This window comes from Pseudoclavibacter sp. VKM Ac-2888, assembly GCF_015351285.1.
Taxonomy (GTDB): Bacteria; Actinomycetota; Actinomycetes; order Actinomycetales; family Microbacteriaceae; genus Pseudoclavibacter.
The window spans coordinates 507,335-520,023 of sequence record NZ_JADKSM010000001.1; the positions used below are offsets into that span (position 1 = coordinate 507,335).

Sequence of the window (12,689 nt, forward strand, 5' to 3'; positions counted from 1 at the left end):
TTGACGGAGCCCGTTCGGGGCGGGTGCCTACAGGCGTCCGTCGGTCCATTCAGCAGATTACGACCGCTGTGTTACTTCTGTGTTTCGAGGTGCACGTGCAAGGCCCGAGAGGGGTGGGGTGTTTCGCCTCAGCTCTTCGAGGACGTGGAGACTTCTTCGCTCTCATCAGGGGTATTTTCCACGTCGCCCGAGTTAGGCTTGGCTTCGGAAGTTTCCTCGTCGTGAACCGAAGATTGCGTGGAGGTTTCCTCCTCGGCGTCGAGCTCGTCGTCGCCGTCGAGTTCGTCGGCCTCAGCACCATCAGCGCCCTCAGTGGCCCTGGCTGCCTCGGACTCCGGATCGCGCCCGGGAAGGTAGATGCTCGTGCTCAGCTGCGAGACCGGCAGGCGTGAGACGTAGATGAAGAGCGCGACGCCGACGATGACGAGGCACAGGGCCCCGAAGACGTTCGAGCGCATCCCGAGGATCACCTCGGAGTAGTCGACGCGAATGGACTCGATCCAGATGCGTCCCGTTCCGTACCAGATGAGGTAGGCGGCGAGCGTCTTGCCCGTGCGCCACCGGAACATGCGCTCGAGGAGCACGATGAGGGCGATGCCCGCGAGGTTCCAGAGCATCTCGTACAGGAACGTCGGGTGGAAGAGCGTGCCCTCAGGCAAGCCGACGGGGAAGGCTGGATTGCTCGCCTCGATCTGCAGGCCCCACGGCAGGTCGGTGGGCCAGCCGTAGAGCTCATGGTTGAAGTAGTTGCCGAGGCGCCCGACGGCCTGTGCCAGGAGGAGGCCGGGGATGAGCGCGTCCGAGAACGCGAGCATGCGGATGCCCGTCATCCGGCTCGCGATGAAGATCCCGATCGCTCCGCCGATGAGGGAGCCGATGATGGCGTTGCCGCCCTCCCAGATGAAGAAGATGCGCCAGAAGTTGGCGCCCTCGAAGAAGTAGTCGGCGGGATGCGTGAAGACGTGGTACAGACGCGCGCCGAGCAGCCCGAGCAGCACGGCCCAGATGGCGAAGTCGACCGTGATCCACTTCTCACCGCCACGCGCGGTGAGCCGTCGGTCCGTCCACAGCACGGCGAGGATCATGCCCGCCACGATGAAGAGCGCGTAGAGGTGCACCGTGAGCGGCCCGACCTCGAAGCTCGCCCACTCGAGGGGCGGGCTGGGGATTCCGGTCAGTGGCGTCATGCCTGTTCCTTCGAAGATGAAGCGTCGAGAGCGGTTCCGGTCGCGAGCTGGGCGGCGACCTCGGCGACAGCGGGCACGCCGCCGGAGGCGAGGGCCTTGACCAGCGCGGATCCGACGATGGCACCCTCCGCATACGCGAGCACCTCGCGGACCTGCTCTGCGGTCGAGATGCCGAGGCCGACGCAGGCTCGTGTGCAGCCGTGCGCGTGGAGTCGGTCCGCGAGCGAGCGAGCGGCCTGGTCGACGTCCGCCCGGGCTCCCGTGATGCCCATGGTCGAGACCGTGTACACGAAGCCGCTGCTGGAGTTGATGACCAGGTCGAGGCGCGCGTCGCTCGAGCTGGGGGCCGCGAGGAAGACGCGGTCGAGCTCGTGCGCCTGCGAGGCGGCAATCCACTCCCCACCCTCGTCGGGGACGAGGTCGGGGGTGATGAGTCCGTTGCCACCCGCTGCCGCAAGGTCGCGGGCGAACGCGTCGACGCCGTACTGCATGACGAGGTTCCAGTAGGTCATGACGACGATCGGCGCATCCACCTCGGCGCGGATCTGGCGGATGGCCTCGAAGACGTGCTCCGTGCGGAAGCCGCCCTCGAGCGCCTGAACAGCTGCGGCCTGGATGACGGGGCCGTCCATGACAGGGTCCGAGTACGGCATGCCGAGCTCGATGACGTCGACGCCCGCCTTGACGACCGCGATAGCCGCGGCCACTGACGTGTCGAAGTCGGGGAATCCGACAGGCAGGTAGGCGACGAGCGCGCCCCTGCGGTCCCGATTCGCCGTGTCGATGACCTGCTCGAGGGCGGATGTCGCGGACGGGATCGGGGAAGCCGCGGTGGTCGATGCTGAGGTCACTTGACTTCTCCCTCGGTGCGGTCCGGGTTGCCGAGGCCGAAGTACTCGGCTGCGGTCTCCATGTCCTTGTCGCCGCGCCCCGAGAGCGAGACGAGGATCGTCGCGTCCGGACCGAGCTCCTTGCCGAGCTCGAGCGCGCCGGCGAGGCCGTGGCTGGACTCGATGGCCGGGATGATGCCCTCGGTGCGCGAGAGCAGCCGGAAGGCCTCCATCGCCGCCGCATCCGTCACCGGGAGGTACGTTGCGCGGCCGATGGCGGCGAGGTGGGCGTGCTCTGGTCCGACGCCCGGATAGTCGAGGCCCGCCGAGATCGAGTGCGACTCGATGGTCTGCCCGTCGACGTCCTGCAGGAGCAGGGTGCGAGCGCCGTGGAGCACACCAGGGCGACCGGCGCCGATCGTCGCGGCGTGACGTGGCGTGTCGACGCCGTCGCCAGCGGCTTCGTAGCCGTAGAGCGCCACCGAGGGGTCATCGAGGAACGCGCTGAAGATGCCGATCGCGTTGGAGCCGCCGCCGACGCACGCGACGACGGCGTCGGGCAGAGCACCGGTCAGGTCGAGCACCTGCTGGCGCGCCTCCTCGCCGATGATGGCCTGGAGGTCGCGCACCAGCGCGGGGAACGGGTGCGGGCCCGCCGCAGTGCCGAACACGTAGTTCGTCGTGTCGACGGACGCGACCCAGTCGCGCATGGCGTCGTTGATCGCATCCTTGAGCGTCGCCGAGCCGGACTCGACGGCCACGACCTCTGCGCCCAGGAGTCGCATCCGCGCGACGTTGAGTGCCTGGCGAGCCGTGTCGACGGCACCCATGTAGATCGTGCAGTCGAGCCCGAAGAGCGCCGCAGCAGTCGCGGTCGCGACGCCGTGCTGGCCTGCGCCGGTCTCGGCGATGACTCGCGTCTTTCCGATGCGCTTCGTCAGCAGGGCCTGACCGAGCACGTTGTTGATCTTGTGCGAACCCGTGTGGTTGAGGTCTTCGCGCTTGAGGATGATGCGGGCGCCGCCGGCGTGCGCTGCAAACCGCGGCGCCTCGGTGATGATCGAGGGGCGACCGGAGTAGTCGCGGTGCAGCCGGGAGAGCTCAGCCCAGAATTCATCGTCGGCTTTCGCCGCCTCCCAGGCGCTCGACAGCTCGTCGAGAGCCGCCATGAGGCTCTCCGGGACGAAGCGGCCGCCGAACTCCCCGTAGTAGGGGCCGGAGGCGTTCCGCAGCGATGTGGTGTCTGGGGGCAAGGTGCTCATGCGAGGTGGAAGGTCTCCAAAGTAGTTTCCGGGTTGCCGCCCGTCACGAGCGCCTCCCCGATGAGAACGGCGTCTGCGCCGGCGTCGCGGTAGCGACGCACGTGAGCTGGCTCGAGGACCGCCGATTCGGCGACCTTGACGACATCGTTCGGGTAGAGGGGAGCAAGCTCCCCGAAGAGCTCCGGGTGGAGCTCGAAGGTCGCGAGGTTGCGAGCGTTGACGCCGAGGATCCTTGCGCCGGCGTCGAGACCGCGCAGCAGCTCGTCCTTCGAATGCGCTTCGATGAGCGCCGTCATGCCGAGCTGCTCCGTGAACTCTGCGAGGCGGACGAGCGTCGACTGGTCGAGCCCCGCGACGATTAGCAGGGCCAGGTCGGCCCCGCACGCGCGGGCCTCCAGCAGCTGGTACTCCTCTGCGATGAACTCCTTGCGGAGCACGGGGACGGCGACCGCGTCGCGCACCGCGCGGAGGTCGTCGAGCGAGCCGAGGAACTTGCGCTGCTCGGTGAGCACGGAGATCGCGGCTGCTCCCCCACGTTCGTAAGACGCCGCCAGCACAGCGGGGTCGGGGATGTCGGCGAGGCGACCCCGAGAGGGGCTGGCTCGCTTGACCTCCGCGATGATGTTGACGCGCTCCGAGCGGGCGAGCGCCCCGTACGCATCGAGCGCAGGGGCGACGTCGGAGATTCGAGCCTCGAGGACGCCCGAGGGAGTGCGCTCCCGCCGTTCAGCCGCGTCCTCGAGAGCGCCGTGGTACAGCGACTCGAGCAAGCTAGTGCGCCTTCGGACCGAAGCCGAGACGAGCGAGCAGCGGCCACGCGATGGCCCCGATCACGATCGCGACGACGCCGACCCAGGTGACGATGTTCTGGTCGAACCAGATGCCGAGCGTGCCGACGGTGAAGCCGACGAGCATGATGAGGACTCCGGTCCACGCGGCAACCGAGTGGCCGTGGCTCTCGTGAGGCTCCTGCAGCGGCGCCTCCTGGACCTCTTCGGCCTCTTCGATGCTCGTGGGTTCGTGGGACGTCTTCGCGGCCAGTTCAGTCATGAGGGTGCTCCTTGTCACGTGCGCTGGGATAAGTCTAGCTGGATGCTCGGGAGCCACCCGCGTCGGTGGGGTCGTCGCCGTGGCTCAGCGCATCCCATTGCTCGACACGCTGATCGCTGCCCGCCGGGGCGTCCGCGCGAACGTCACCCGCCGGTTGTCCATTCTCGGGCATCTCGTCGGCCGCTTCCAGTGAAGTCGTCGAGAAGCGCCGTCCACTCGTCGGCCACCGGCGGGCCGTGACGATCGCGAGCACGCCGGCGAAGGCGAGGACGGCGCCGGCGACGACGGCCAGCCATGGCCAGAATCCGACGGAGACCGCTCCGGCGGCGACCGCATCCGCGATCGTCTGCTCGCCCGCGAGTCCCGATGCTGCCGTCACCTCCGGTGCGATGGCCGGGGCCGGGTTGCCGACCGCGACGAAGGACTGCAGCACCAGGACCGCGCCGACGAGCGTGAGCAGCCCGCCGAGCACGTATCTGAACACGACTCCCGCCAGGGCCAGCGCCGCGAGGACGGCGAGGGCAGCCAGAGCGAGCGCCATGACGGCCGGGGCTGCGACGTCTCCGCGGACCTCGCCCGCGAACGTCTGCGCCCCGAGGGACACCTCGAACGAGAACCACACCTGCGACCAGGCGAGGATCGCCAGACCCGCGCCGACGACGATCGCGAGGAGCGTGCCGCGCTTACCGCGCTTGCCGCGCTTGCCCGCAGCGTCAGGCGACGTCATGGGCCGGGAACTCGAGCGCGAGGTCGTCGCCGTCGAAGCAGGTTCTGGTACCGGTGTGGCAGGCAGGGCCGTGCTGGTCGACGCCCAGGAGGATCGTGTCGGCATCGCAGTCGAGCGCGAAGCTCACGAGGCGCTGCGTATTGCCGGAGGTGTCGCCCTTGCGCCACAGCTCCGAACGAGAGCGCGACCAGTAGACGACCCGCCCCTCGGTCAGGGTCATGCGCAGCGACTCCGCGTTCAACCAGGCGAGCATGAGCACCTCGCGGGTGTCGTGCTGGGTCACGACTGCCGGAACCAGGCCGCGGTCGTCGAACGAGACGCGCGAGAGGATCTCGTCGATCTGCCGGGCGGCAACGGGGAACGTGGATGCCGTCATCGGACGCTCCGCCTGACGGTGACTCCTGCTTCGGCCAGGGAGTCCTTCACCTGGCCGATCGTGAACTGCCGGTGGTGGAAGACGCTCGCGGCCAGCACGGCGTCCGCGCCGGCCTCGACGGCGGGAGCGAAGTGCTCGAGCGCACCCGCTCCGCCGGATGCTATGACGGGGACCGTCGCCAGCTCGCGGACGAGGCGGGTCAGCTCCAGATCGAAGCCGGCCTTCGTGCCATCAGCGTCCATGGAGTTGACGAGGAGCTCCCCCGCGCCGCGCTCGATGGCCTCGCGGGCCCAGCTGAGCGCGTCGATCCCAGTGTCTGTTCGCCCACCGTGGGACGTCACGACGAACCCGGACTCGGTCGATGCCGAGCGCTTCACATCCAGCGAGAGGACGAGGACCTGGTTGCCGAACGTCGACGAGATCTCATCGAGCAGCGCCGGCCGTGCGATCGCCGCAGAGTTCACGCCGACCTTGTCGGCGCCGCACGCGAGCAGCACGCGAACGTCCTCGACGCTGCGCACCCCACCGCCGACGGTGAGCGGGATGAAGACCTGCTCCGCCGTCCGCGTGACGAGGTCGTAGGTGGTCCCCCGTCCCTCGCTCGAGGCGGTCACATCGAGGAAGGTGAGCTCATCCGCACCCTGCTCGGCGTAGAGCGCCGCGAGCTCGACGGGGTCGCCCGCATCCTGCAGATCCAGGAAGTTGACGCCCTTGACGACACGCCCCTCGGCCACATCGAGGCAGGGGATGACGCGCGTTGCGAGCCCCGTGGACTTCTGGGCGGATGAGGAGACGGTCATCATCACACCCGGACGGCTTGCAGCGCCGTCACGATGATGGCCTTGGCCCCAGCATCCTGGAGCTGGTCCATGACCTGGTTGAGCTCGTTCTGCGGCACCATGGAGCGCACCGCGACCCAGTCCGAGTCGCGCAACGGGGAGATCGTCGGCGACTGGAAGCCGGGTGTGATCGCCAGAGCCGCGTCGAGCTTCGACGACTCGATGTCGTAGTCCATGATCGCGTAGCGTCGCGCGACGAGCACACCGTCGAGGCGGCCGAGGAGGCGACGCGCAGCGTGCTCCTTCTCCGGCGTCGAGATGAGGACCGCCGTGGATTCGAGGATGACCGGACCGAAGACCTCGAGGCCGGCCTTGCGCAGCGTGCCACCCGTGGAGACGACGTCGGCCACGGCATCCGCGACGCCGAGCCTGATGGCGGACTCGACCGCCCCCTCCAGGGGTACCAGCTCAGCTTCGATGCCCGCCCGGGCGAACCAGGAGCCGAGCAGGCCCGTGTAGCTCGTCGCCACGCGCTTGCCCTGCAACTGGCTGACATCGGTGAACTCGCCGGCGGGGCCCGCGAATCGGAAGGTCGAGTCGCCGAAGTCCAGCGCACGGACCTCCTTGGCGGCCGACTCGGTGTTCAAGAGGAAGTCGCGGCCCGTGATGCCGGCGTCGAGGACACCCGAGCCCACGTAGGTCGCGATGTCACGAGGCCGAAGGTAGAAGAACTCGACGTCGTTGATCGGGTCGATGGCGACGAGCTCACGGCTGTCGCCGCGGCCGCGGTAGCCGGCCTCCTGCAGCATTTCGTTGGCCGTCTCGGCGAGCATGCCCTTATTTGGCACGGCGATGCGAAGCATTGTTGGAACGTCCTTGGTTCTGGGAGTCGTGAATCGGGGTGGGTGCGCGCTGACCGGTGAGGTCACCGGCGTCTGCGCACGTCTCGCGCGGGTCGGTCGAGAGCGGAGAGCTCGTGCCTGCTAGAGGTTGCGGTAGACGTCGTCGAGCGTGAGGCCCTTGGCGAGCATGAGGACCTGCAGATGGTAGAGCAGCTGCGAGATCTCCTCAGCCGTCTCCTCGTCGCTCTCGTATTCGGCGGCCATCCAGACCTCAGCGGCCTCCTCGACGATCTTCTTCCCGATCGTATGCACGCCCGCGTCGAACTCTCGGACCGTGCCTGAACCCTCTGGTCGGGAGGCGATCTTCTCGGAGAGCTCTGCGAACAGCGTGTCGAAGGATTTCACAGGCACAGCGTAGTCGCTTGGCGCCTAGTGCGCGTGCCGGGCATCCGCTGCAGCCGCGCGCAGCGCCGCGATCTGCTCACCGGGATCACCGCGGAACACGGCCGATCCGGCGACGAAGGTATCGGCGCCGTTCGCTGCCGCGAGCTCGATCGTGTCGAGCGAGATCCCGCCGTCAACCTGGAGCCAGGTCTCGAGGCCGTGCGACTTCCTGAGCCTGTCGGCCCTCGCCAGCTTCGGCATCATGTCCGCCATGAAAGACTGACCGCCGAAGCCGGGCTCCACGGTCATGATGAGCAGCTGGTCGAAGTGGGGCAGGATCTCCTCGACGGCGCTGAGGGGCGTCGCCGGGTTGATGGCGATGCCAGCGCGCGCGCCTCGCTCCTTCAACCGCTTGGCGAGGGTCACGGGACTCGTCGCGGCCTCCGCATGGAAGGTCACCGAGAACACGCCCATCTCCGCGAACTGGGGAGCCCAGCGGTCCGGGTCCTCGATCATGAGGTGCAGGTCGAGCGGCACGGGGCTGATCTCCTGCAGACGCTCCACCATCGGCTGCCCGAACGTGAGGTTCGGCACGAAGTGGTTGTCCATGACGTCGACGTGCGCCGCATCGGCTGAGGCGATGCGACCGAGATCTCGCTCGAAGTTGGCGAAGTCGGCGGCCAGGATGCTGGGGTTGATGCGCGCGTTCACGGGGCGATCCTACGGGGTCGGGGTCTCCTGCTGAGCGGGTGCTCGGCGCAGGAGAGCGAGGAACATGGCGTCGGTGCCGTGGCGGTGGGGCCAGAGCTGCACGAGCGTGCCGTCGCCGAGGGGGCGTTCGCCGAGGTCCAGTTCACCGGTCGTCGAGGCGCGGCTCACGATCGCGGCCGCGTCCAGCACCTCAGCGCCAGACAGCCGAACCGCGCGGCGCACGACGCCGGTCGTCTCGGCCTGGTGGGGCGAGCAGGTGACGTAGGCCACGATGCCGCCTGGCTTCACGGTGGCGAGCGCTGCCTCGAGCAGCTGCTCCTGCAGCTGGACGAGCTCGCTCACGTCGCTGCTCTGCTTCCGCCAGCGAGCCTCCGGCCTGCGCCGCAGCGCGCCGAGGCCCGTGCAGGGGGCGTCGAGGAGGACTCGATCGAACTCCCCAGGGTGGCTCTCGGCGAAAGAGCGTCCGTCCTCGTTGGTGACGGAGACGGGAGCCGCGAGCGGGGCGAGCGCCGTGCGGACGAGCCCGGCGCGAGCCGGCACGAGCTCGTTGGCGGTGAGCTTGGCGCCGAGCTCGGTAGCGCTGGCGGCGAGCAGCGCAGCCTTGCCCCCGGGGCCGGCGCACATGTCGAGCCAGCGCTCGCCGGCGAGGACCGGCGCCGCTTCGAGCAGCGCGAGCGTGACCAGCTGCGAGCCCTCGTCCTGGACGCGTGCCCTGCCCGCCTTGACCTGAGGGACCCAGGACGGGTCGCCCGAGGAGAGCGTCAGCCCGCGAGGCGAGACTCGGCCTGGCCCGAGGAGATCGGGGTTCGTCTCGATGAGCTCGTCGGGCGTGTCGAAGCCGGGGAGGGACACGATGCTGACGGCTGGCGACACATTGTCGGCGGCGAGTGTCGCGGCGAGCTCGTCGCCGCGCTCTTCGGCCGCGAGCGAGTCGCGCAATGCGCGCACGATCCAGTCCGGATGCGAGTGGCGCACCGCGAGAGCCTGCTCCTCGCTCTGCCCCGTCGTGATCTCGTCGAGCCACTCGTCGAGTCCGGTGCGCGAGATCTTCCGAAGGATCGCGTTGACGAACCCGGAGGCGCCTCGGGACGCGATGCGGGCGGCCTGCTCGACCGACTCGTTGACCGCAGCGTGACTCGGCGTGCGCATGCTGAGCAGCTGGTGTGCGCCCAGCCGAAGGACATCGAGGATCGGCGGGTCGATATCGCGGACGTCGCGTCCGGAGGCCTCGGCGATGATCGCGTCGTACGTGCCTCGACGACGCAGCGTGCCGTAGGTCAGCTCGGTCGCAAGGCCCGCATCCGACGGGGAGAGCCGTGCCGCCGAGATCCGGTGCGGAAGCAGGAGGTTGGCGTAGGCGTCGTCCTCGTCGACAGCTCTGAGAACCTCGAACGCCACCTGGCGTGAGCGAGTGACCGAGCGACCGGCGGTCGGCTGGTCAGGGCGCCGCCTGCCCTCCGAGGGGCGGCTCCCGCGACGTCCTCCTGCACCGGCCGGGCTCATGCGAGCACCAGCGTCTCGGCATCGCGCCTGCCGCGGAGCCAGTCTCGCGCTGGCATCGGCTTCTTCCCGGCGGGCTGGACCGTGACGAGCTGGAGGGGCTGCGTTCCCGTGCCGACGAAGACGTCCTGGCCGACGACAGCGAGCTGCCCCGGTGCAAGCGGCGGCGCGTCGATGGCCTCGCTCGGGCGTGCGATGCGCAGGATGCGCAACGGCTGTCCGTCGACGTGCGCCACAGCGCCCGGCTCCGGAGTCACGCCGCGGATGTGCGCGTCCACGCTCACGAGCGGAGCCGCCCAGTCGACCGCGGAATCCTGCTTCCGCAGCTTCGCCGCGGTGGTGGGTTCGCCGACCTGCGGTTTGGCGATCAGCGCGTCTTCGCTGATCCCCTGCACCGTCTCCGCGAGGAAGGCCGCTCCCTCCCCCGCGAGGCGCTCGAGGAGCTCCCCCGAGGTCTCGGTCTCGCCGATCGGCGAAGCTTGGGTCGCGAAGACCGGCCCCTCGTCGAGGCCGACCGTCAGCTGGAAGATGGTCATACCCGTCGACGAGTCGCCACGCATGACGGCACGCTGGGCCGGGGCGGCGCCGCGCAGGTCGGGGAGCAGCGAGAAGTGCAGGTTGATCCAGCCGCGCCCGGGCACATCGAGCGTCGCGGCGTCGATGAGCGCCCCGTAGGCGACGATGACGCCGAGCTCGGCATCGAGGCTCGCGAGCTCAGCGGTCACGTCCGGGGACATGCGGTTGCTCTTGATCACCCGAAGGCCGAGCTCCGCCGCGCGGGCCGCCACGGGGGATGGCGTGAGCGCCCTCGCACGACCCACCTTGGCATCGTCGCGCGTGAGGACCGCCGCGATCTCGTGACCGTCGTCCACGAGCGCCTCAAGGCTGGGGACGGCGGTGGATGGGGTGCCGGCGAAGACGAGCCGCATAGCTGGTGCCTCTCGAGGTTGGTGCGAGTGTGGTGCTGGAGCGCGGGTCAGAAGATGCCCGGCGGGTCAAATCGTACGCGCAGGGTCGAGGCGTGCCCGCCGCCGCGACCCGCGACGCGCGGGCGCCGGCTTGTTGCTGCTCGGACGAGCTCGCTCTTCAGCAGCTTCGCCAGCGGGGCGCCGAGCGAGTAGCTGAACTTGAGAACTGCTCGGCTTCCGACCTCCTGGGGCGTCGGTCCGAGGATCTGCATGGCCCCAGCCTGCTTGAGCTCGGCGGAGGCCTCGACGGTCGCGATGGCGTGGCGGACTTCCTCGTCGCTCCCGGAGATGGCGGCGACGCGAATCGCCGGTGGGAAGTGGAGATCGCGCCGCTCCTCGAGCTCGCGCGTCGAGAAGGCTGGCTGCTGCCAGGTGCGGAGCGCGTGCGCTGCCGGATTGTCGGCTCCGACGATGACGACCTTGGCGCCGCCCGACGCCAGCGCCGCAGCGTTCGACCATCCGCGGAGCGCGTCGACGCCAGCGTCGAGGCGCTCCTGAGCGAGCGAGCGCTCCGTGTCGAGCAGGACGATGCCGGCGTAGCCGGAGCTCGGAACCGGCTCGGCGCCGCGCGTTGCCACGACGAGACAGGGGCGGTCGTCGATCGTCACGGTCTCTGAGGCTCCATCGGCCACGACGACACGAGTGCCGGGGAAGGCGCGTCCGAGCTCCTCTGCGGTCCGCTCCGCGCCGAGTGACGTGTTCCGGAGGCGCCGGTCGCCGCACTCGGGGCACTGCCACTCGGGATGGAGGGCGTCGCACACCCTGCAGGAAGGGGGCGCTCCCGGACGCGAGTACTCGAGGGCTCCGCCGCAGACCGTGCAGCGAGCTGGCGTGCGACACCTGGCGCAGCTGAGGCTCGGGATGTAGCCGGCACGCACGACCTGGAGCAGCACCGGCCCGTGCTCGAGCGCGCGCCTCGCCTCCTGCCAGGCGAGCGCCGGGATGCGCGCGTGCGCCGCCGGGGTCTCCTCGGCGAGTGCCTGGCTGCCCGAGATGACCTTGGGAGCCTCCGGTCGCGCGAGCGGCACCGGAGTGAGCCACCGCATGCCCACGAGGCGGGCGACCTCCAGGCTCGGGGTGTGCGCAGCGAAGATGAGCGTGAGCGACTCGCGCTCAGCGCGGAGCAGGGCGACATCGCGGGTGCTGGCGTATGGCGCGAGCTGCTCGGTGAAGCTCTCGTCGCCGTCGTCCCAGACGAGCACGGCCCCGAGGTTGGAGGCCGGAGCGTAGATGACGCTCCTCGTGCCGACGACGACACCCGGTGTCTCGTCGAGGCAGGCGAGGAACGCCGCGTAGCGGTCGGCGGGCTTGGCGCGGGTGTCGAGGCGGCGGACCCGCCCGGCATCCAGGAACCTGCCGAGCGCGCGCAGGGCCAGCTCGACGTCGCGGTAGTCGGGGACCGCCAGGATGACGGACTGCCCGGCGGCGACGCGAACCGCTGAGATCGCTGCGAGGGCGAGGAGCGAGCGGGGAACTCCCCCGTCGACGCCGACCGGGGCGTCGACCGCGAACCTCGCCGCCGGACCCCGTCCGAGCAGTTCGGCTGCCTCTGCCCCGTACATGGGAACGAGCGTCGCCTCCGGGACATCGTGGACCTCGTCCGCTGTGGGCGCGGTCTCGTCGGCATCGCTCGACGGCGCGTCCTCACCGCCAGGAGCTCCCGCCGTCGCTGGAGCTGCCTGGGCGCGTGCCTCCAGCCAGCGCTGCTCGACGCGCACGGACCTCGCCGGGATGGCGAGGCGCAGCACGTCCGCCGCGCATCCGGCCTGCCGGTCGGCGACGGCCCGGGCGAGGCCGGCGATCTCGGGCGTGAGTACCCTGGCAGTCGAGACGAGCTCGATGATCGGCGCGAGCTTGCCCGTGTACTCGGCGACTCGCTCGACGGCCACAACGAACCCCTGCAACTGGCGGTTCGAGGTGCGAAGCGGAACCGCAACCCGCATTCCGACGCCGATGCTCCCGCGCAGCTCGACGGGGATCTCGTATTCGAGCTCCCGGTCGAGCTGCGGAAGCGGGGAGGCGACGACGACGCGTGCGACCCTCGGCAGGGTGTCGTCCACAGCTGGCTCTGCG

General features: G+C 69.8%; 14 protein-coding genes. All 14 read right to left on the reverse strand.

Features of this window, described 5'->3' with window-relative positions; genetic code table 11:
• Positions 1-128: 128 nt before the first annotated feature.
• The 14 genes from lgt to ITJ61_RS02405 all read right to left on the reverse strand — a co-directional run bounded on the left by lgt (position 129) and on the right by ITJ61_RS02405 (position 12,676).
• The gene (lgt, locus tag ITJ61_RS02340; protein WP_194685338.1) at positions 129-1,187 is read right to left on the reverse strand and encodes a prolipoprotein diacylglyceryl transferase; all 1,059 of its coding nucleotides are present in this window, start codon (positions 1,185-1,187) and stop codon (positions 129-131) included.
• Positions 1,184-2,005 (reverse strand): tryptophan synthase subunit alpha, encoded by an 822-nt coding sequence (gene trpA, locus ITJ61_RS02345; protein WP_104307264.1) that lies wholly within the window; start codon positions 2,003-2,005, stop codon positions 1,184-1,186. Before trpA ends, lgt begins: the two co-directional genes overlap by 4 nt.
• 29 nt (positions 2,006-2,034) lie before the next feature.
• Positions 2,035-3,279 carry a tryptophan synthase subunit beta gene (gene trpB / locus ITJ61_RS02350; RefSeq protein WP_104241255.1) on the reverse strand — a complete coding sequence of 415 codons (1,245 nt, stop codon included), beginning with the start codon at positions 3,277-3,279 and terminating at the stop codon, positions 2,035-2,037.
• Entirely contained in the window at positions 3,276-4,049 is a 774-nt protein-coding gene (trpC, locus tag ITJ61_RS02355) for an indole-3-glycerol phosphate synthase TrpC (protein ID WP_194685339.1), read from the reverse strand. The genes trpB and trpC overlap by 4 nt, the downstream gene beginning before the upstream one ends.
• Before the next feature lies 1 nt (position 4,050).
• Positions 4,051-4,329 (reverse strand): HGxxPAAW family protein, encoded by a 279-nt coding sequence (locus tag ITJ61_RS02360; RefSeq protein WP_146080203.1) that lies wholly within the window; start codon positions 4,327-4,329, stop codon positions 4,051-4,053.
• A 34-nt stretch (positions 4,330-4,363) separates the two neighbouring features.
• Positions 4,364-5,056, reverse strand: a complete 693-nt coding sequence (locus ITJ61_RS02365; protein WP_181064964.1) for a Trp biosynthesis-associated membrane protein — start codon at positions 5,054-5,056, stop codon at positions 4,364-4,366.
• The gene (hisI, locus tag ITJ61_RS02370) at positions 5,043-5,432 is read right to left on the reverse strand and encodes a phosphoribosyl-AMP cyclohydrolase (RefSeq protein WP_104306634.1); all 390 of its coding nucleotides are present in this window, start codon (positions 5,430-5,432) and stop codon (positions 5,043-5,045) included. The genes ITJ61_RS02365 and hisI overlap by 14 nt, the downstream gene beginning before the upstream one ends.
• Positions 5,429-6,232: an imidazole glycerol phosphate synthase subunit HisF gene (gene hisF / locus ITJ61_RS02375; protein ID WP_104306635.1), complete on the reverse strand. Its 804-nt coding sequence runs from the start codon at positions 6,230-6,232 to the stop codon at positions 5,429-5,431. Before hisF ends, hisI begins: the two co-directional genes overlap by 4 nt.
• Positions 6,233-6,234: 2 nt before the next feature.
• A complete protein-coding gene (gene hisG, locus ITJ61_RS02380; protein WP_104306636.1) occupies positions 6,235-7,074 on the reverse strand; it encodes an ATP phosphoribosyltransferase in 840 nt (279 codons plus the stop codon).
• 120 nt (positions 7,075-7,194) lie between these two features.
• The gene (locus tag ITJ61_RS02385) at positions 7,195-7,458 is read right to left on the reverse strand and encodes a phosphoribosyl-ATP diphosphatase (protein ID WP_104241260.1); all 264 of its coding nucleotides are present in this window, start codon (positions 7,456-7,458) and stop codon (positions 7,195-7,197) included.
• Positions 7,459-7,482: 24 nt separating this feature from the next.
• On the reverse strand, positions 7,483-8,148 hold the full coding sequence (gene rpe / locus ITJ61_RS02390) for a ribulose-phosphate 3-epimerase (protein ID WP_104241261.1): 666 nt from the start codon (positions 8,146-8,148) through the stop codon (positions 7,483-7,485).
• A 9-nt stretch (positions 8,149-8,157) separates the two neighbouring features.
• On the reverse strand, positions 8,158-9,546 hold the full coding sequence (locus tag ITJ61_RS02395; protein WP_323744291.1) for an RsmB/NOP family class I SAM-dependent RNA methyltransferase: 1,389 nt from the start codon (positions 9,544-9,546) through the stop codon (positions 8,158-8,160).
• A gap of 101 nt (positions 9,547-9,647) precedes the next feature.
• The gene (locus ITJ61_RS02400; protein ID WP_194685341.1) at positions 9,648-10,577 is read right to left on the reverse strand and encodes a methionyl-tRNA formyltransferase; all 930 of its coding nucleotides are present in this window, start codon (positions 10,575-10,577) and stop codon (positions 9,648-9,650) included.
• Between the two features lie 47 nt (positions 10,578-10,624).
• Positions 10,625-12,676 carry a primosomal protein N' gene (locus ITJ61_RS02405; protein WP_194685342.1) on the reverse strand — a complete coding sequence of 684 codons (2,052 nt, stop codon included), beginning with the start codon at positions 12,674-12,676 and terminating at the stop codon, positions 10,625-10,627.
• Positions 12,677-12,689: the final 13 nt, after the last annotated feature.

Bases quoted from the DNA above. Each gene is read 5' to 3' on its own strand.
- ITJ61_RS02400 (WP_194685341.1), bottom strand. From the start codon at position 10,577: ATGCGGCTCGTCTTCGCCGGCACCCCATCCACCGCCGTCCCCAGCCTT.
- lgt (WP_194685338.1), bottom strand. From the start codon at position 1,187: ATGACGCCACTGACCGGAATCCCCAGCCCGCCCCTCGAGTGGGCGAGC.
- trpB (WP_104241255.1), bottom strand. From the start codon at position 3,279: ATGAGCACCTTGCCCCCAGACACCACATCGCTGCGGAACGCCTCCGGC.
- hisF (WP_104306635.1), bottom strand. From the start codon at position 6,232: ATGACCGTCTCCTCATCCGCCCAGAAGTCCACGGGGCTCGCAACGCGC.
- ITJ61_RS02360 (WP_146080203.1), bottom strand. From the start codon at position 4,329: ATGACTGAACTGGCCGCGAAGACGTCCCACGAACCCACGAGCATCGAA.
- hisG (WP_104306636.1), bottom strand. From the start codon at position 7,074: ATGCTTCGCATCGCCGTGCCAAATAAGGGCATGCTCGCCGAGACGGCC.
- ITJ61_RS02365 (WP_181064964.1), bottom strand. From the start codon at position 5,056: ATGACGTCGCCTGACGCTGCGGGCAAGCGCGGCAAGCGCGGTAAGCGC.
- hisI (WP_104306634.1), bottom strand. From the start codon at position 5,432: ATGACGGCATCCACGTTCCCCGTTGCCGCCCGGCAGATCGACGAGATC.